This window comes from Pseudarthrobacter sp. GQ63 (assembly GCF_059758765.1).
The window spans coordinates 21,849-39,852 of the sequence record NZ_JCAXEF010000010.1 but is presented as its reverse complement, the minus strand read 5'-3'; the positions used below and the strand labels follow the sequence as shown (position 1 = coordinate 39,852).

At 68.0% G+C, this 18,004-nt stretch carries 13 protein-coding genes; 10 read left to right on the top strand and 3 right to left on the bottom strand.

The genetic code is table 11. The features are described 5' to 3' along the window. The first annotated feature begins 165 nt into the window (after positions 1-165). The 5 genes from AC6CHP_RS15540 to AC6CHP_RS15520 all read left to right on the top strand — a co-directional run bounded on the left by AC6CHP_RS15540 (position 166) and on the right by AC6CHP_RS15520 (position 6,401). On the top strand, positions 166-1,506 hold the full coding sequence (locus AC6CHP_RS15540) for a sugar ABC transporter substrate-binding protein (RefSeq protein ID WP_498230836.1): 1,341 nt from the start codon (positions 166-168) through the stop codon (positions 1,504-1,506). Between the two features lie 7 nt (positions 1,507-1,513). Further along, positions 1,514-3,118, top strand: coding sequence for an ABC transporter permease subunit (locus AC6CHP_RS15535; RefSeq protein ID WP_498230834.1), 1,605 nt, complete (start codon positions 1,514-1,516; stop codon positions 3,116-3,118). Further along, complete coding sequence (locus tag AC6CHP_RS15530; protein ID WP_498230832.1) at positions 3,115-4,056, top strand: sugar ABC transporter permease; 942 nt, start codon at positions 3,115-3,117, stop codon at positions 4,054-4,056. Before AC6CHP_RS15535 ends, AC6CHP_RS15530 begins: the two co-directional genes overlap by 4 nt. Before the next feature lie 138 nt (positions 4,057-4,194). Next, positions 4,195-4,761, top strand: coding sequence for a type 1 glutamine amidotransferase domain-containing protein (locus AC6CHP_RS15525; RefSeq protein ID WP_188728901.1), 567 nt, complete (start codon positions 4,195-4,197; stop codon positions 4,759-4,761). A 164-nt stretch (positions 4,762-4,925) separates the two neighbouring features. Next, positions 4,926-6,401, top strand: coding sequence for an MDR family MFS transporter (locus AC6CHP_RS15520; RefSeq protein WP_377195008.1), 1,476 nt, complete (start codon positions 4,926-4,928; stop codon positions 6,399-6,401). A 67-nt stretch (positions 6,402-6,468) separates the two neighbouring features. Here AC6CHP_RS15520 and AC6CHP_RS15515 read toward each other — a convergent pair whose 3' ends face one another. Next, positions 6,469-7,305, bottom strand: coding sequence for an alpha/beta fold hydrolase (locus AC6CHP_RS15515; protein WP_104185690.1), 837 nt, complete (start codon positions 7,303-7,305; stop codon positions 6,469-6,471). A gap of 86 nt (positions 7,306-7,391) precedes the next feature. Then, on the bottom strand, positions 7,392-8,063 hold the full coding sequence (locus tag AC6CHP_RS15510; RefSeq protein WP_498230829.1) for a TetR/AcrR family transcriptional regulator: 672 nt from the start codon (positions 8,061-8,063) through the stop codon (positions 7,392-7,394). Between the two features lie 234 nt (positions 8,064-8,297). Between AC6CHP_RS15510 and AC6CHP_RS15505 the strand changes: the two genes are divergently transcribed. The 5 genes from AC6CHP_RS15505 to atzF are packed head-to-tail and all read left to right on the top strand — an operon-like array spanning position 8,298 to position 17,052. Then, the gene (locus AC6CHP_RS15505) at positions 8,298-9,800 is read left to right on the top strand and encodes an amino acid permease (RefSeq protein ID WP_498230827.1); all 1,503 of its coding nucleotides are present in this window, start codon (positions 8,298-8,300) and stop codon (positions 9,798-9,800) included. Between the two features lie 52 nt (positions 9,801-9,852). Continuing rightward, on the top strand, positions 9,853-10,728 hold the full coding sequence (locus AC6CHP_RS15500) for an urea amidolyase associated protein UAAP1 (RefSeq protein ID WP_498230825.1): 876 nt from the start codon (positions 9,853-9,855) through the stop codon (positions 10,726-10,728). Next, complete coding sequence (locus tag AC6CHP_RS15495; RefSeq protein WP_498230823.1) at positions 10,725-11,393, top strand: urea amidolyase associated protein UAAP2; 669 nt, start codon at positions 10,725-10,727, stop codon at positions 11,391-11,393. Before AC6CHP_RS15500 ends, AC6CHP_RS15495 begins: the two co-directional genes overlap by 4 nt. Next, on the top strand, positions 11,390-15,193 hold the full coding sequence (gene uca, locus AC6CHP_RS15490; RefSeq protein WP_498230821.1) for an urea carboxylase: 3,804 nt from the start codon (positions 11,390-11,392) through the stop codon (positions 15,191-15,193). The genes AC6CHP_RS15495 and uca overlap by 4 nt, the downstream gene beginning before the upstream one ends. Next, positions 15,190-17,052, top strand: coding sequence for an allophanate hydrolase (atzF, locus tag AC6CHP_RS15485; RefSeq protein ID WP_498230819.1), 1,863 nt, complete (start codon positions 15,190-15,192; stop codon positions 17,050-17,052). The genes uca and atzF overlap by 4 nt, the downstream gene beginning before the upstream one ends. On the opposite strand, the gene AC6CHP_RS15480 is transcribed toward atzF, so the two are convergent. Further along, the gene (locus AC6CHP_RS15480) at positions 17,049-17,903 is read right to left on the bottom strand and encodes an alpha/beta fold hydrolase (protein WP_188728913.1); all 855 of its coding nucleotides are present in this window, start codon (positions 17,901-17,903) and stop codon (positions 17,049-17,051) included. The genes atzF and AC6CHP_RS15480 overlap by 4 nt on opposite strands. Between the last annotated feature and the right edge of the window lie 101 nt (positions 17,904-18,004).

Here is an 18,004-nt window from a genome sequence, read left to right as displayed (position 1 = left end):
CCACGCGGAAAACTTTAATTCGCGGATCGTGTGGACGTTCTCAATGGAATCGCTTACAGTTGTGACTTGTCTCACCGCCAGGGTTGGCATCTGACAGCCGACATCTCACAGGGCGGGCATTTCTTACACCGGGCAGTTGCCCAAATTCATGAAGGAGGCGCATCGGTGCGCACAGCTCTTACCAAGCCCTTGGCCCGCAAGGCCAGGCTTTCACTCACGACGGCGGCCGCCGTCTCCCTGATGCTTCTCGCCTCAGGCTGCTCCGGCGGACAGGCCCCGGCAGGCGGCGCATCAGGCGCTGCCTCCGAAAGTGCGGCAGCTTCCTCCCAAGCTGGAGAAGCAGCCACCGGCGAGGCACCCGCACGCGGGGACGCCGATCTCGTCATCTGGGCCAACGGCCCCGTGGTCCAGGCACTGCAGCCCATCGCCGACAAGTTCGGCGAAGAGAACGGCATCACGGTGGAAGTCCAGACCGTCGCCACGGAGCTGCAGACCAACTTCGTCACGGCCAACGCCTCAGGCAACGGCCCGGACATTGTCATGGGTGCGCACGACTGGATCGGGAACCTGGTCCAGAACGGCGCCATCGATCCCGTCCAGATCACCGCCGAGCAGAAGGCCGACCTCCTGCCTGTGGCCACGGACGCCGTGACCTACAACGGCCAGACCTACGGCATGCCCGCTTCCGTTGAATCCCTGGTCCTCATCCGTAACAAGGCCCTTGCCCCCGAGGCGCCTGCTTCCTTCGAGGACCTGCTGGCGGCCGGCAACGCGGCAGTGGCCGCCGGGACCGCCGAGCGGGCGCTGAACCTGCAGGTGGGCCCCAAGGGCGACGCCTACTTCATGCAGCCCCTGTACTCGTCCGCGGGAGGCTACCTCTTCGGCAAGAAGGCCGACGGCAGCTTCGACACCGCAGACCTCGGTGTTGGCAAGGAAGGCTCCATCGCGGCTGCCGGGAAGATCGCTGAGCTCGGCGAAAAGGGCTCCAAGGTCCTCAGCACCTCCGTCAGCGCCGACAACTCCATCGCACTGTTCAACCAGGGCAAGACCGCCTTCATGGTGAACGGCCCATGGGCGCTCGGCGACGTGAAGAAAGCCGGGATTGACTACGGCCTGAGCGCCGTCCCGGGCTTCGCGGGCATGGAGCCCGCGCAGCCCTTCACCGGCGTGCAGTCGTTCTACGTCGCGTCCAAGGGCAAGAACAAGTCCTTCGCCGAAACCTTCGTCCAGACCGCCGCATCGCAGAAGGAAACCCAGCGCGCGCTGTACGAGGCAGTCCGCATCCCGCCGGCGATCGCATCCCTGGTGGAAGAGGTGGCACAGACCGATCCTGACACCAAGATCGCTGCCGATGCCGCTGCTGCAGGCATCCCCATGCCTTCGCTGCCCCAGATGGCTGCCGTGTGGGCCCCGCTGGGCCAGGCAGAGGCCGCCATCGCCGGTGGCGCAGACCCCGCGGCCACCATGGAGCAGGCCGGCCAGACAATCGCCGGTGCACTGAAGTAACACCCCGATGACCACCCGAACTAAGAACTCCTCGGGGAAGGCGGTGGGGCCCGGACTTTCGCTGGGCTCCACCGCGTCGGTCCCCGCCCTGCTGGCCAAGATCCTTGGACTGGGGGCCGTGCTCGGCGCCGCCGTATCCCTGACGCCGCTGCTGCTTGCCGGCGGCGAATGGGCCATGCTCATAGGACTGTGGGCCGGTGCCACAGGGCTCCTGGCCGTCTATTCCACCAAGCGCCTGGTGCCGCTGAAGTACCTGCTGCCGGGCACCCTGCTCCTCACCGTCTTTGTCCTCCTGCCGATTCTTTCCACCGTGCAGTTGTCCTTCACCAACTCAGGCGACGGAACCCGCGGATCCAAGGAGGACGCGGTTTCCACCATTGTCCGGAACTCCGTGACCCAGCTGCCGGAGTCCAGGACCTTCAACCTCACAGTGGGCACCAAGGGGTCCGTTGCGGACGGGCCGTTCACGTTCTTCCTGGTGGAGGGGCCGGCCAACGGCATCTTCGCCGGCGACGAGCAGGGCCTGCGCCCGCTTGCCGGGGAGGACGTGACGGTCGACGGCGGCTACGTCCGCGGTGCCGACGGCTACCAGATCCTCACGGGCAAGGAAGTCAACGCCGCAGGGCCGAAGATCAGCGGACTGACTGTCCCCACGGACAAGGGCGCGATCCGCGCCCAGGGCATCAACCGCGCCTTCGAAGGCGTCCAGACACTGACCTACGACGCCGGAACGGACAGCATCACCGATTCGGTGTCCGGGAAGGTCTTCACAGTCCAGCAGTTCGGCGACCGGGAATACTTCGCGGACGCGAACGGCAGCAAGGGGTTCGACCAAAGCTGGGAACGGAACGTCGGCCTCGCCAACTACGTCCGTCTCTTCACCGACCCCCAGGTCCGTGAAGCCCTGCTCGGCTCCTTCGTGTGGACGCTCGTCTTCGCCGTCGGCTCGGTGGCCACCACCTTCGTCGTCGGACTCCTCCTCGCCACCGCCCTTAACGATCCCCGCATCCGCGGACTCAAGCTCTACCGGGCCGTCATCATCGTTCCCTACGCCATCCCGGTGTTCATCTCCTTCATCGTCTGGCAAAGCTTCTACAACAAGGACTTTGGGCTCATCAACTCGATGCTCGGCGGAGCCAAGATCGACTGGCTTGGCGACCCTTTCCTTGCCAAGGTCGCCGTGCTGCTGACCAACCTCTGGGTGGGCTTCCCCTACATGTTCCTGATTGCCACAGGTGCGCTGCAGGCACTGCCGCAGGACATCGCGGAGGCCGCGAAAATCGACGGCGCCAGCTCGTGGACCACCTTCACCAAGGTCCAGTTCCCGCTGCTGCTGGTGGCCGTTGCGCCGCTGCTGGTGTCCTCGTTCGCGTTCAACTTCAACAACTTCAACGTCATCCAGCTGGTCACCGGAGGCGGTCCCTTCCCCGCCAGCGGCGGACAGATCGGCGCCACCGACATCCTGATCAGCGGCGCCTACCGCATCGCATTCGGCGGTGCCGGCGCCGAGTTCGGTTTCGCCTCGGCAATCTCCGTAGTCCTGTTCATTGTCACGGCCGTGCTTGCAGGCATCCAGTTCCGCTACACCAAAGCCTTGGAGGATGTGCGATGACCAATCTGCTCACGGAAGCGCCGGCAGAAAAAGGCGCACCGGCCCGGCGGACGAACATGCTGGTCCGCAAGGACGGGCTCGAGCTGCCCCGCGGCAAGCGGTGGTGGCGGGAAGTGGGCTGGCGGCACATGGTGGGCCTGGCCGGCGTCGCTTTCGCAGGTTTCCCTGTCCTTTACATCATTTCCGCGGCGTTCAATCCGCTCGGAAGCGTGGCCACAACGGAACTGATTCCCACCACCTTCAGCCTGGTCAACTTCGAGACCCTGCTGGGCGGTTCCAAGGGCCCGTTTGGAACCTGGTACCTGAACACCCTGGTCCTGTGCACTGCGGTTTCCGTGGCCCAGGTCCTGCTGAGCACGCTTGCGGCCTACGCCTTCTCCCGCTTCCGCTTCTACGGGCGGCGCGGCGGGCTGCTGGCGCTGCTCCTGGTCCAGATGTTCCCGCAGTTCCTGGCCGTCGTGGCACTCTTCCTCATGATCGCGAAATTCGGCGAGCTGGTTCCGGCTATCGGACTGAACACCCTCGCAGGCTATGCGCTGGTCCTGATGGGCGGGGCGCTGGGCCAGGTCTGGCTGATCAAGGGGTTCTTCGATTCCATTCCGCACGAGCTGGACGAGGCCGCCCGGATTGACGGGGCGGGACACTTCCGGACGTTCACCAGCGTGATCCTCCCGCTGATCAGGCCCGTGCTGGCCGTGACTGGGCTCCTGGCATTCGTGGCCGTCATCGGCGAGTACATCCTGGCGAGCATCTTCCTGACGGACAACGGCGTCAAGACGCTGGCGGTGGGCATGTTCGGCATCATCGCCGGGGACCGCAGCAACAACCTTGGCGTCTTCGCTGCCGGCTCGGTGATGATCGCGCTTCCCGTGCTCATCCTGTTCCTCTACCTGCAGAAGTTCATTGTGGGCGGGCTGACGGCCGGCTCCGTCAAGTAGGGGAGGACGCCCCCGAATAGTCAGCTTGCTTATGACTTTTCTTCTTCCTAGGCTGGAAGCTGTCCGGCAAGCAAAGTTTCGAGCGGCGGCCGGCGCCTTGTACCAGGTGCCGGCCCCCGCTCAGGCCAGGAGGAAAAAATGTCAGAACACAGCATCGCAGGCAAGAAGGTCGCATTCCTGCTGACGGACGGCGTGGAGCAGGTTGAGCTCACCAGTCCCTGGCAGGCAGTGAAGGACGCCGGCGGCCAGCCCACCCTGGTGGCACCCAAGAGCGGCAAGCTGCAGGGTTATAACGGCACGGAAAAAGGCGACACGTTCGACGTCGACCTCACCGTCGCAGAGGCGGACGCCTCGGACTACGACGCCCTGGTCCTTCCCGGCGGCGTGGTCAATGCCGACCACCTTCGCGTGGACAAGGACGCCCAAAGCTTCACCCGGAGCTTCTTCGAGCAGCACAAGCCGGTGGCCTCCATCTGCCACGGACCATGGCTCCTCATCGAGGCCGGTGTGCTGACGGGAAGGAGCGTCACGTCCTACCACACCCTGGCGACCGACCTGAAGAACGCGGGCGCCAACTGGTCAGATGAGGAAGTGGTGGTGGACCAGGGACTGGTGACCAGCCGCACCCCGGACGACCTCCCTGCCTTCAACAGCAAGCTGGTGGAGGAAATCTCGGAAGGCCGGCACGCAGGCCAGACGGCGTAGCGCGGACGCGCCGGGCAGGCTGTCCGGCAGCACCGCCCCCAGGTGTTCCCTCAGGGTTTGGGAAAAGTTCCGGTGCCGGGGAATTAGTCCAACCGGTAGAGTGTTGGCATCTGCAGCGGCCACGTTCCGCGCACCCACTCATCGCACTCCCTGAGGGAACACCCATGTCTACCGAAGTCTCTCCGAACGCCAGCGGCCAGTCCGTCCGCACCGAAGGAACCACACCCGCCGCGCCGGAGAAGATGTCCCGCGAGTCGGTGACCATCATCAGCACGCTGCTGGTGGCGACCTTCGTGGTGATCCTCAACGAGACCATCATGAATGTCGCCCTGCAGCGGCTCATGGTGGACCTGCAGGTGGACGCGCCCACCGTCCAGTGGCTTTCCACCGGATTCATGCTCACCATGGCCGTGGTCATCCCCACCACCGGATTCATCCTGCAGAGCCTGTCCACCCGGGCCGTCTTTATGCTCGCCATGGGCCTTTTCGCCGGCGGAACGGCCCTTGCCGCCGTGGCTCCCGGGTTCGAGCTGCTCCTGCTGGCCCGCATCATCCAGGCAGGCGGCACCGCGATTATGCTGCCGCTGCTGATGACCACCATCCTCACCCTGGTCCCGCTGGCCAGGCGCGGCGCCGTGATGGGCAACGTCAGCATCGCCATCTCCGTCGCACCCGCCATGGGGCCCACCGTCTCCGGGCTGATCCTTGAGCACTTCACCTGGCGCTTCATGTTCGTGTTCGTCCTTCCGGTCGCCCTTGCGGCCCTGGCGATCGGCGCCAAGTACCTGACCAACATCGGCCAGGCGGAGAAAACCAGGCTCGACTTCCCCTCGGTCATCCTCACCGTCCCGGCCTTCGGCGGACTGGTCTACGGCCTCAGCCAGATCGGCGGCGGCCACGGCGGCCAGGCCGGCCCCGGAACCACGGCTATCGCGGCACTGGTGATCGGCGTGGCCAGCCTCGCGGTCTTCGTCCTCCGGCAGGTGCGGCTGCAGAAGGCCGAAGCTCCGCTGCTGGACCTGCGCGCCTTCAACTTCCGGATGTTCACGGTCTCCGTGCTGCTGATGGTGGTGGCCATGATGGCGCTGTTCGGCGGCGTCATCCTGCTCCCGCTCTACCTGCAGGAGGTCCGCGGCCTGGGCTCCCTCGAAACCGGCCTCGCGCTGCTCCCGGGCGGCCTGGCCATGGGCCTGCTGGGTCCGGTCATCGGCCGGCTGTTCGACAAGGTGGGGCCGCTGCCGCTCACCGTCTCCGGGTCCGTCTTGATGGTGCTGTCCCTCTGGCAGTTTTCAATGCTCGACGCCGGCACGTCCGTGGCATGGATCGTCACCCTGCACGTGGGGCTGAGTTTCGGCCTGGCGCTGCTGTTCACCCCGGCGTTCACCACCGGCCTGAACCCGTTGCCGCCGCACCTGTATTCCCACGGTTCGGCCATCATGAGCACCGCCCAGCAGGTGGCCGGCGCGGCCGGCACCGCGCTGCTGGTGTCCATCTTCGCTGTGGTGTCCGCGTCGTCGGGACTCGTTGCGGGGATGAGCGCCGCCTTCCTGACGGCAACCGTGATCTCCCTTGCCGCCGTCGTACTCTCCGCGATGATGCGCAAGACAGAAGGTGCCGTCCCGGCCCACGCCGCCCACTAGCCCAACTGGGTAGCAGCAGATGTCGGAATGAGCCGTCAAAACGACATCTGCTGCTACTTACCTGGGGTCAGCCGGCGTAGAAGTCAGCCAGTTCCTTGATCAGCTTGTCCGGGGCCTTGATCACGCCGTCGTGGCCGTAGCCGGGGAGGATGGTGTAGCTGGATCCCGAGAGGACATCGTGGATCTGGCCGCAGGCAATCCCGAAGTACGCCGGGCTCTTCTCGCCCACCACAATCAGTGTCTCCAGCGGCAGCGCCAGGAACGGTTCGGCCGGCATGTCCGCGGCGATGATTGCCTTGATCTCGCGGACGCCGGTGCGCATCATCTCCCGCTGCTGCTTGCCCTCTGAGGTGCCGGCGGTCAGCTTGTTGGCCAGGGTCAGCATGGAGAGCGGCATGCGGGACGAAAATGCGCCACCGGCTTCGAGCCCGCGCTGCAGGACGGCCAGGGCGCGGTCGTCGTCGCCGGCAGCGGCGGCGCGCTCGTACTCCGCCGTCCAGTCCGCCTTGACGCTGTGGTTCACGGAGACGGCGGGATCGTACACGGCCAGCCGCTCAACGGGCAGCGTCCGGGCCGCATGCAGCGCAACGGCGCCGCCGAAGCTGTGGCCGAATACGTCCGTGCTGGACGTATGCTTCATGACGGTATGCAGGTCGCGGATGTCCACATCCAGCGTGTAATCCTCCGGCTGGGGCGACGACGAGCCGCGGCCCCGCCTGTTGAACGTGTGCACCGGACGGCCCAGGGCCGCGCTGAGCTTCTGCGCGAACTTGGTGTAATCCGCAGCGGTCACCATGGAGGGCGGCACAATAACAACGCCCGAACCGGCGGAAGCGAGCTCGGCACCCGTGGAGAAGAGCTCCAGCGTGCCGCCGTCGGGGGTCCTGATGTTCTCACGCGTCATGTTCCGAGCCTAGCTGAGCAACCTGATTGCGGGCACCATGGACGCTGCGCCCCAGGAAAACAGAGGCTGCGGCCCTGCGGTGGTGGTCAGCCCAGGCGTGCGATGAGCGCCGCGCCCTGCTCCCGAATGGCAGGCAGTTCAGCGTCCAGTCCGCACAGGATGAGTCCTGCGTCCGCAGCCTGCAGCGGCGATTCGGGGGTTGCCATGCCGTCCGCGCGCAGGTTGATCAGCGATTCCACCAAGCGGAACGCCAAATCTCCCGGGCTGGATTGCCACGTGGCGGCCGTGCCGGCAGGAGGCAGGTCCGCGCCCAGCTCCCGGTACAGATTGCGCAGTTCCTGACGGTCGGCCAGGAAACGGGCAAAGCGGCCGCTGCGCGCCTCCGGCAGGTGGTAAAGGATTCCGAGGTTCCAGCGGGCGCTGCACAGTTGCGTTCCGTCGTAAAGCGCGACGGCGTGAAGCCTGCCGGCTGCCGCCCCTTCGGCCGGCGGCAGGGCAGCCACTGCACGCGCAAACTCCAGCCCTGCCAGGACGGTGCCCTCCAACAGGTCCCCGAGGATGTCGTCCTTGGTCTTGAAGTGGTGGTACAGCGAGGACTGCCTGATCCCCACCGCATCCGCAATGGACCGGGTGGACGTGGTGGCGAACCCCTGCGTGGTGAACAGCTCGGCGGCTGCATCCAGGATTTCGTCCCGGGCTGTGGCCCCTGGCCTGGAGGGTTCTTGGCTGCGAGGTCGTCCCGGTCCGGCTGAAGTCACCGCATCATTCTTGCATTGCCTCACCACGGATGCGGAGCGGCCTCGCGCGCCCGCGTTCGCGGTGAGGGAACGGAAATACTGCCGAAACAAGATGTCAATCCGCCTTTTACCGAGGTGAAACTCCCCGGGGACATCCCGCTGGAAAACTATCAAGTGACCGGTATTCCGCAGCTTTCGGCCGAGTGCTGCAGTACCGGCGGCCCCCGCCACGCATCCCAGCCCCCGGAGAATCTGATGACCTCAACCGTTCTTCCCACCGTCCATGCGGACGATGCGGACCTGACGTCCCTGGGCTACCAGCCCACCCTCCACCGCAAACTCGGCCGCTACGCCTCCTTCGCGGCCGGCTTTTCCTTCGTGTCCATCCTGACCACCATCTTCCAGCTGTTCGCTTTCGGCTACTCGTTTGCCGGTCCGGCCTTCTTCTGGACGTGGCCGGTGGTCCTGGTGGGCCAGCTGCTCGTGGCCCTGAACTTCGCGGAGCTCGCTGCCCGCTACCCGCTGTCAGGAGCGGTGTACCAGTGGGCGCGCCGGGTCGGCGGGGAAGGCGTGGGCTGGTTCGCAGGCTGGTTCATGGCCATCGCCCAGGTGGTGACCGCCGCAGCCGCCGCCATCGCCCTCCAGGTTGTACTGCCCCAGCTCTGGGACGGCTTCCAGGTGGTGGGCGGCGATCCTGCCTTGAACACCGTCACCGGCGCCGCCAATGCAGTGATCCTCGGAGCCGTCCTCCTGGTGGCCACCACCGTCATCAACTCGCTCGGCGTCAAGCTCATGGCCCACGTGAACTCGGTTGGTGTCACCTGCGAGATCGTCGGCGTCGTGGCCGTGATCCTGGCCCTCATCAGCGCCGCCCAGCGCGGACCGGACGTGGTGGCGGACACCACCGTGCTCCAGACGTCCGACCTCGGCGCGGTGGGAGCCTTCCTGGTCTCGGGCCTGATGGCCGCCTACGTGATGGTGGGCTTCAACTCCGCCGGGGAACTTTCGGAAGAAACCAAGGACCCCCGCCGTACCGCCCCGCGCACTATCCTTTCCGCCCTGCTCATCTCGGGCATCGGCGGGGCGCTCATGATCATTACGGCCCTGATGGCAGCGCCGAGCCTCGACGACGGCCGGCTCGCCACCGAGGGCCTGCCTTACGTCCTCACCGCCGTCCTCGGCACCTTCTGGGGCAAGGTCCTGCTGGTGGATGTTGCCATCGCCATCTTCGTCTGCACCCTGGCCATCCAGACCGCCGGCTCGCGCCTGGTGTTCTCCATGGCAAGGGACGGCAAGCTCCCCGCGTCCGCCCTGCTCTCCACGGTCCACCCCACGCGCGGCACCCCCATGTGGCCGTCGATCGTCATCGGCGCCCTGGCCGTGGGCGTCCTCGCCATCAACGTGGGTAACGCGGCGCTGTTCACCACCCTCTGCAGCGTCTGCATCGTGATGGTCTACCTGGCCTACCTCCTGGTCACCGTGCCGCAGCTCATCAACCGCCTTCGCGGCGACTGGAACCGGGTGGGGCAGACCCTGCCGGCCGGCCTCTTCTCCCTGGGCCGCTGGGGACTCCCCGTCAACATCCTCGCCGTCCTTTACGGTGCCGTAATGGTGGTCAACCTCGCCTGGCCGCGGCCCGAGGTCTACGACCCCTCCGGTGAAAACGGGATCCTCCTCTACTCGGCACCGCTGATGGTCACCGTGGTCCTGCTCCTGGGCATCTGGGTGCGGCGCCGGAACCTCGCGGCGAGCGCCTGAGCACGTCCCGCACAGTCCAACAGCCCCTCTCCAGAACCAGCACAGGATTGACATGACACAACTTACCGAAAGCCCGGCAACGGGCACCGCCACCACCGCAGGCGCCCGCACCCACGCCAGGGAGCAGCACGGCAGGACCGCCGAAACCATGCGTTTCGTTCCCGCCTCCTCAGCCCCGGCACGCCTGACGGAAGGACTGCCCGACGGCGCGTCCCCCACTTGGGCGGAATCCCTGGCCTTTGGCCGCTACACCACGCTGAGCCTGGCCCGCGGAACAAGGATCCGGCTCACCGATACCTCCGGTGACGCCTGCGTCCACACCCTTCTCTACCGCGCGGGAGCCCTTCACGAGCGCCTCAACGTGGCGGACACCGTCAAGGTCCCCTGGCAGGCGTACCCCGGCACGGGCCACCCGCTGCTCTCCGACGCCGGGCGCCTGATGGCCACCATCGTGGCGGACACCTCCTCCCGGCACGACGCCCTGACCGGCGCCACCACCCTGGAAGGAAACACGGCCCGGTACGGTGCCGGAACCGCCCACAGTACATCCCCCGCAGCCCGCGAACTGCTCACCCTGGGCGCACTCAAGAGCGGGCTGGGACCCGCCGACGTGGCCCCGTCGCTGTCCTTCTTCAAGGGCATCAGCGTGGACCCTGCCGGCAGCATCACCTTCACCGGAAGCGCCGGCCCGGGAGCCGCCGTCGAACTCCTGCTCCAGATGGACGCAGTCCTGGTGCTGGCCAACACCGCGCACCCGCTGGACCCCCGCCCGGACTTCACCGGCACGGCAGTGGACATCGCCGCCTGGCACGCACCGCAGGACCTCGCGGCCCTTGCGGCGGGCACCCTCACCGGCGCGCTGCCCCCTGAACACCTGCAGGCACTGCAGAACACCGAACACGACCTGACCGCGAGGAATGCCCGATGAACACCGCCACCTACGCCGCCGACGCCCGTGAAGCAGCCCTGGCCGCCGGAGCCGTTGTCCTTGACGGATACGTCGAGGCACGCGGCCCCTGGTCCGCCGTCGTGGCCGCCGGAGACGTGCTGACCATCGTTGACCTGGAAGGCAACCAGGCAGTGGACTGCCTGCTGTACGCCGCCCGGGACACCACCGTGCGCTACTCGGCAGCCGTCACCATCGCCCGGCAGCAGTCGATCGTCCTCACCACGGGGTCGGTCCTGCGGGCTGCAACCGGCGCGCCGCTCATGACCGTGGTGGCCGACGAAGTGGGCGTGCACGACACCATCGGCGGCGCCTGCTCGCAGGAGTCCAACACCCTCCGCTACGGCCAGCACACCCGGGAACAGCACGCCTGCGTGGAGAACTTCCTGATCGAGGGCTCGCGCTGGGGCCTCGGGAAGCGGGACGTGGTGTCCAACATCAACTGGTTCATGAACGTGCCCGTGGACCCGGACGGCGCCCTGGGCATTGTGGACGGCCTCTCCGCTCCCGGGAAGCGCGTGGCTCTCAGGGCAGAGGTGGACACCCTGGTCCTGGTGTCCAACTGCCCGCAGATCAACAACCCGTGCAACGGCTTCAACCCCACCCCTGTCCGCATGATCGTCACCCGGCCGGAGGCTGCACTGTGAGTACTTTCGACACCCTTCTAGTTGCCAACCGCGGCGAAATCGCCTGCCGCATCATCGAATCCGCCCGGAAGCTGGGGCTGCGGACCGTTGCCGTCTTCTCCGAGGCGGACAGGGGAGCAAAACACGTCCGGCTGGCCGACGAAGCCGTGCTCCTGGGTCCGGCCCCCGCGAAGGAGTCCTACCTTCGCGTGGACGCGCTGCTGGACGCGGCCCGGTCCACCGGGGCCGGCGCCATCCACCCGGGCTACGGCTTCCTCTCCGAGGACGCCGCGTTCGCCGAAGCCGTTGAGGCGGCCGGCCTGGTGTTTGTGGGACCCACCGCTGAACAGCTGCGCATCTTCGGCACCAAGCACACTGCGCGCGACGCCGCCAAAGCCGCGGGGGTGCCCATGATCGCCGGATCCGGCCTGCTCGCCGACGTGGAGCAGGCCGTTGCCGCGGGCGCCGCCATCGGTTTCCCGCTCATGCTCAAGGCCACCGGCGGCGGCGGGGGCATCGGCATGACGGTGTGCCGTGACGAGGCCGAACTTGCGGAGAGCTTCCCGCGCGTGGCCCGCCTGGCCGGGGCGAGCTTCGGCACCGCCGGTGTGTTCGCTGAGCGGTACGTTGAAAACGCCCGGCACATCGAGGTGCAGGTCTTTGGCGACGGCGCAGGCCGGGTGGTCAGCCTGGGCGACCGGGACTGCTCCCTCCAGCGCCGCCACCAGAAGGTCCTCGAAGAGGCACCCGCGCCGGACCTGCCGGACGCACTGCGCGAAGAACTGCACCGCAGCTCCCGTGCACTGTGCGCCTCCCTTAACTACCGTTCCGCCGGGACCGTGGAGTTCGTCTACGACTCCGCCCGCCGCGAAGCGTCCTTCCTTGAGGTCAACGCCCGCCTCCAGGTGGAGCACCCGGTCACCGAGGCGGTCACCGGCGTGGACCTGGTGGAATGGATGCTCCGCCTGGCCCAGGGCGGCACTGAAGCGGAAGCGGTCCTGGCGGACCGGCCGGACAGCCTGCCCGTGTCCGGCCATGCCGTTGAGGCGCGCGTTTACGCCGAGGACCCGGCCCGCGGTTTCCAGCCCAGCGCCGGCACCGTGACCAACGCCGTCTACCCCTCCTCCGGGGATGTCCGCGTGGACGCCTGGGCCGAAACCGGCACCGAAGTTTCCACCAATTACGATCCCCTCCTGGGCAAGGTCATCACGTCCGGCCGGGACCGGACCGAGGCCTTCGACCGGCTGGCCGCCGCGCTCGCCGGCACCCGGATCGACGGGATCGAGACCAACCTCGGGATGCTCCGTGCGGCTACCGGCCTGGACGTGGTCCGCACGGTGCAGCACTCCACCAGCACGCTGGACAACGTGGGCGACCCCGAACCCCGCATCACCGTGGGCAGGCCGGGCCTGCAGACCAGCGTCCAGGACTGGCCGGGCCGCACCGGCCTGTGGCAGATCGGCGTGCCGCCGAGCGGCCCCATGGACGACCTGTCCTTCAGGCTCGGAAACACCGCGCTGGGCAACCCCGAGGGCGCGCCCGGCCTGGAATTCACCATGACCGGCCCCTCCCTGACCTTCACGCACCCCACCACGGTCTGCGTCACCGGCGCGGAGGTAACCGTCACCGTGGACGGACAAGAGGTGCCCGCGTGGACGCCGGTGACCGTGCCGGCAGGCGGAACACTCGACGCCGGCACGGCCTCCGGCGCCGGGCTCAGGGGATACATCCTGTTCCAGGGCGGCCTGGACATCCCGCAGTACCTGGGCAGCGCCTCCACCTTCACCCTGGGCCAGTTCGGCGGCCACGCCGGGCGGGTCCTGCGCGCCGTCGACGTCCTCCGCACAGCAGCGCCTGCCGCTGGCGGCGGCAGTGAAAAAATGACGGCGGCGGCAGTCCCCGTGGACAGCCGGCCCGCCCTGGCCTCGACCTGGGAGCTTGCCGTGACGGAGGGGCCGCACGGTGCCCCCGAGTTTTTCCGGCGCGAGGATATCGACGAGCTCTACGCGTCCGAGTACGAGGTCCACTTCAACTCCGCCCGCACCGGTGTGCGGCTCATCGGCCCCAAGCCGCGCTGGGCCCGCACAGACGGCGGCGAGGCTGGACTGCACCCGTCCAACATCCACGACACCGCCTATTCGGTTGGCGCGCTGGACTTCACCGGTGACACGCCCATCCTGCTCGGACCGGACGGTCCCAGCCTCGGCGGGTTCGTCTGCCCGGTCACCGTGGTGACGGCCGAGCGCTGGAAACTGGGCCAGCTTCGGCCAGGCGACAAAATCAGGTTCGTTCCCGTTAGCGTCAGCCAGGCGCCGTCGGCCAGTGACCTTGGCCCGGGACGCCAGCTGGTCCTGCCCGGCGACCCCGGATGGTCCGGCAATTTCCCAACGAGCCTTCCAGCAGCCGCGCCTGCACCGGGCGCCGGCCGTCCCGAACGTACGGCGCGGGGAGACGGCGACGACGGCGTGCTGGGCCGGGTGCCGGAAGGCCCAGGAAGGCCTGCGGTCACCTACCGGCGGTCCGGCGATGACAACCTGCTGGTGGAATACGGGGAGATGGTCCTGGACCTCGGCCTCCGTGCCAGGGTGCACGCCCTGCACCAGCACATTGAGCAGCTCCGCGTGCCCGGGATCGTGGACCTGACCCCGGGAATCCGTTCCCTGCAGATCAAGGTGGACCCGTCGGTCCTCGCCACGAGGAAACTGCTGGGACTCGTCCAGGAGATCGAGGCAGCCCTGCCAGCGAGCTCGGAGCTCGTGGTTCCGAGCCGCACCGTCCGCCTGCCGCTGTCCTGGGACGACCCCGCCACCCGGGAAGCAATTGAGCGCTACATGGCGGGTGTCCGGGATGATGCCCCGTGGTGCCCCTGGAACATCGAGTTCATCCGGCGGATCAACGGCCTTGATTCGGTCAACGACGTGTTCGACACCGTCTTCAACGCCGAATACCTGGTCCTCGGGCTGGGTGACGTGTACCTTGGCGCCCCCGTGGCAACCCCGCTGGATCCGCGCCACCGGCTGGTCACCACCAAATACAACCCCGCCCGCACCTGGACACCCGAGAACGCGGTGGGCATTGGCGGCGCGTACATGTGCATTTACGGCATGGAGGGCCCGGGCGGCTACCAGTTCGTTGGCCGCACCACGCAGGTATGGTCGCGCTACGCGGACTCCGCCCCGTTCGAACCGGGTTCGCCGTGGCTGCTGCGCTTCTTCGACCGCATCTCCTGGTACCCGGTCAGCCCGGAGGAACTCCTGGACCTGCGGGCGGACATGGCCGCCGGGAGGGGCCGCGGTGTCGAGGTCGAGGACGGCACCTTCTCGCTGGCCGAGCACGAGGTGTTCCTCGAGGAAAACCGCGAATCGATTGCCGCCTTCCGGGAAAAGCAGGGTGCGGCGTTCGCGGTGGAGCGGCAGGCATGGGCAGACGCCGGCGAGTTCGACCGCGCGGAGGCTCTTGCCGCCGTCGTGTCGCCGGTTGTGGACGACGTGGCGGTCCCGGACGGCGGATCCCTGGTGGCCGCACCGTTCGCGGCGAGCGTCTGGAAGGTCGACGTCAAGGCCGGGGACCGGGTGGTGCAGGGCCAGCCGCTGGTGTCCCTCGAAGCGATGAAGATGGAAACCGTGCTCGAAGCGCCGTGTGACGGCGTGGTGCTCCGGGTCCTGCCGGCCGCTGGCTCGCAGGTAGTTGCGGGCGAGGCCGTGGTGGTTCTCGGCGCCGGGGACGCGGAAACACAGTACCCGGAAACACAGTACCCGGAAACACAGAACCCGGAAACGCAGGAAGTGGAAGCCCCTGAACTGGAAGAGGCAACAGTATGACCGGCACAACTACGGGTAAGGCCGCCGCACGGGTACGGGCCGCCCTTGCCGCAGTGGACGCGGTGGACCGTCCGGAAATCTGGATCACCCTCCGCGGGGCGGATGAGCTGCTCACCGAAGCCGCTGCCATCGACACCGCCGTTGCAGGGGGCGCAAACCTGCCCCTCGCCGGGCTCCTGCTCGCCGTCAAGAACAACGTTGACGTGGCTGGCATCCCCACCACGGCGGCGTGCCCCGGCTTTGCGTACACGCCGGAACAGGACGCGGAAGCCGTGGCCCGGCTCCGTGCCGCCGGCGCGCTGGTCCTGGGCGCCACCAACCTTGACCAGTTCGCCACGGGCCTGGTGGGCACGCGGAGCCCGCACGGCGCGGTCCGCGATTCCCGCCGCCGGGACTTCATTTCCGGGGGCTCCAGCTCCGGCTCCGCGGTTGCCGTGGCACTGGGCCTGGTGGACATCGCCATCGGCACGGACACCGCCGGCTCGGGCCGCGTGCCCGCCGGACTGCAGGGAATCGTGGGCATCAAACCGACGCTGGACGTTGTGTCCACGGCCGGGGTAGTGCCGGCCTGCCGGTCCTGGGACGCCGTCACCATCTTTGCCCGCCACCTTTCCACCGCAGAGCTGGCCATGGGCGTCATGGCCGGGGGAGCGCGGGCCTGGCCGGCCGGCATCCGCTTGGCCGCGCCGGAGAAGCCGCGGGTAGCGTACCCGGCAAGCCTGCCGGCGCTGCCCGAATCCTGGGCTGCGGAGTTCCACCGGAACATCGGCCGCCTGCAGGAGCTGGGCGTGGAAGCGGAAGCCATCGACTTCGATGCCTTCCTCGACGCTGCCCGGCTGCTGTACGACGGCGGCCTGGTGGCCGAGCGCTACGCCGCCGTCGGCGCATTCCTTGACAGCGGATTCCTTGAAGAGGCCGACGGCGGCGCTGGCACCCCGGCGGGCGTCGATCCCACGGTGGAGGGCATCATCCGGGCAGCGGGCAGGGTGCCTGCCCACCGGTACGTGGCTGATTTGGCCAGGCTGGAAGCTCTGAAGGACACGGCGATGGCACAGCTGGAAGGGTTTGATGCGCTGCTGATCCCCACCGCCCCGTTCCACCCCACCCTTGCCGAGGTGGCCGCGGACCCGGTGGGAGTGAACTCGCTGATGGGGACCTACACCAACTTCTGCAACCTGTTCGACCTGTGCGCGGTGGCGGTGCCCGCCGGTGAAGTGGAGGGTGCCCAGTTCGGCCTGACCGTGGTGGGCCGGACCTTCGACGACGCCGTCGCCGCCGATATTGCGCGCCGGCTCGAATCAACCCCGGACGTTCCGGCGCTCTTTGCCGGCGGCGCCGCACCGGCAGCGGCGGATGAAGCCGCCCACCCGCCGTCGTCCGCTCCCTGGCCGCTGGCCGCAGGCGCTGACGCTGTGCCGCTCGTTGTGGTGGGCGCGCACCGCAAGGGGCAGCCGCTGGCGCCCCAGCTCGAGGAACTGGGCGCCGCCTGGGACGGCCCGGTGCGGACAGCGGCGCGCTACCGCATGGTGTCCCTCGACACCGTGCCGCCCAAGCCGGGGGTATACCGCTCGGACCGCGGCGGCGCGGAGCTGGTGGGTGAACGGTGGCTGGTGTCCCCGGCGGGACTCGGCGCGTTCCTGGCTGCCCTGCCCGAACCCATGCTGCTCGGATCCATCGAACTCGCGGACGGGTCGACGGCGGTCGGGTTCGCCTGCGACGCTGTTGCTGCTGCAGGCGGGGAGGACATCACGCGCTACGGTGACTGGCTGGCAGACCGCAGCGGGGGGCGCGCGCCCAGGAGCGTCTGGCAGAACCTGGGAGAGGCGGCCCTGGCCGGATTCAGCCGTGGCCGTGACTAGCCCTTGAAGTACTCCGAGATGTCCGCCACCAGCTCATTCACGGCTGCCGGGATGGAGCCGTGGAACCCTTTGGGGGAGAGCTCGAACGTGCTGCCGGGGACGGCGGCGTGCAGCCGCTCCGCAGTCGCCTTGTAGTAGCTCGGGCTCTTGCCGCCCGCCATGAAGTGGGTGTTGGCAGGCAGCACACTGAAGTCCCTGGCGTGGTCCGCCTCTTTGTACGCGGCACGCAGCTCGCCCACGCCGCTGGGCATGACCTCGCGGAACATCCTGTTGACCTTGGTCCGGGACAGCAAGGCCATGAGCCCGGCAAGGACCGGCTCAGGGATCCGCGCCATCGGCGAACCCGGGCTCGTGGCACGCTTCATGTGTGCCAGGGCGTGGCCCACCCGGCCGTTGTTGACGGCGTCCTCGAATCCGGACAGCCAGGAGGTGTCGATGCTGCCGTCAATGTTCACGGCGGCGTCGTATACCGCGAGCTTGTCCGGCACGTAGGTGGTCCCGGTGAACTCCTGGACGGCGTTCAGGGCCACGGACCCGCCCAGGCTGTGGCCCAGGATGTTCCGTGCACCTGTGGCGTCCAGGACGGTGCGCACGTCTGCGATCTCGGTGGCCATGGAGTAGTCGGCCGGCTGCCCGGACGAGCTGCCGCGGCCCCGGCGGTCGTAGACGTCCACGGCCCAGCCTTCGCCCAGGCCCTTTGCCAGCGCCACGGAAAACGGCCGGTAGATCAGGGCAGTCAGGAAGGCCCCGCCGATCAGCAGCACACGGCGTTCTCCCGGCGCATCCTCGGTGCCGTAGCTGTACAAAGCCAGCCGGCCGCCGTCGTGCGTTGGAAGTACCTGTTCTTTCACCACCCCATCCTAGGCAGGACAGCGAAGGTACCCGGGGCACGCCCGGGGCCGGGCGGTTTGCGTCCGAATCCGGGGTCCCCGAAGTCCCGGTAAACTTGGGG

Bases quoted from the DNA above. Each gene is read 5' to 3' on its own strand.
- AC6CHP_RS15525 (WP_188728901.1), top strand. From the start codon at position 4,195: ATGTCAGAACACAGCATCGCAGGCAAGAAGGTCGCATTCCTGCTGACG.
- atzF (WP_498230819.1), top strand. From the start codon at position 15,190: ATGACCGGCACAACTACGGGTAAGGCCGCCGCACGGGTACGGGCCGCC.
- AC6CHP_RS15535 (WP_498230834.1), top strand. From the start codon at position 1,514: ATGACCACCCGAACTAAGAACTCCTCGGGGAAGGCGGTGGGGCCCGGA.
- AC6CHP_RS15495 (WP_498230823.1), top strand. From the start codon at position 10,725: ATGAACACCGCCACCTACGCCGCCGACGCCCGTGAAGCAGCCCTGGCC.
- AC6CHP_RS15505 (WP_498230827.1), top strand. From the start codon at position 8,298: ATGACCTCAACCGTTCTTCCCACCGTCCATGCGGACGATGCGGACCTG.
- AC6CHP_RS15530 (WP_498230832.1), top strand. From the start codon at position 3,115: ATGACCAATCTGCTCACGGAAGCGCCGGCAGAAAAAGGCGCACCGGCC.
- AC6CHP_RS15515 (WP_104185690.1), bottom strand. From the start codon at position 7,305: ATGACGCGTGAGAACATCAGGACCCCCGACGGCGGCACGCTGGAGCTC.
- AC6CHP_RS15520 (WP_377195008.1), top strand. From the start codon at position 4,926: ATGTCTACCGAAGTCTCTCCGAACGCCAGCGGCCAGTCCGTCCGCACC.
- AC6CHP_RS15500 (WP_498230825.1), top strand. From the start codon at position 9,853: ATGACACAACTTACCGAAAGCCCGGCAACGGGCACCGCCACCACCGCA.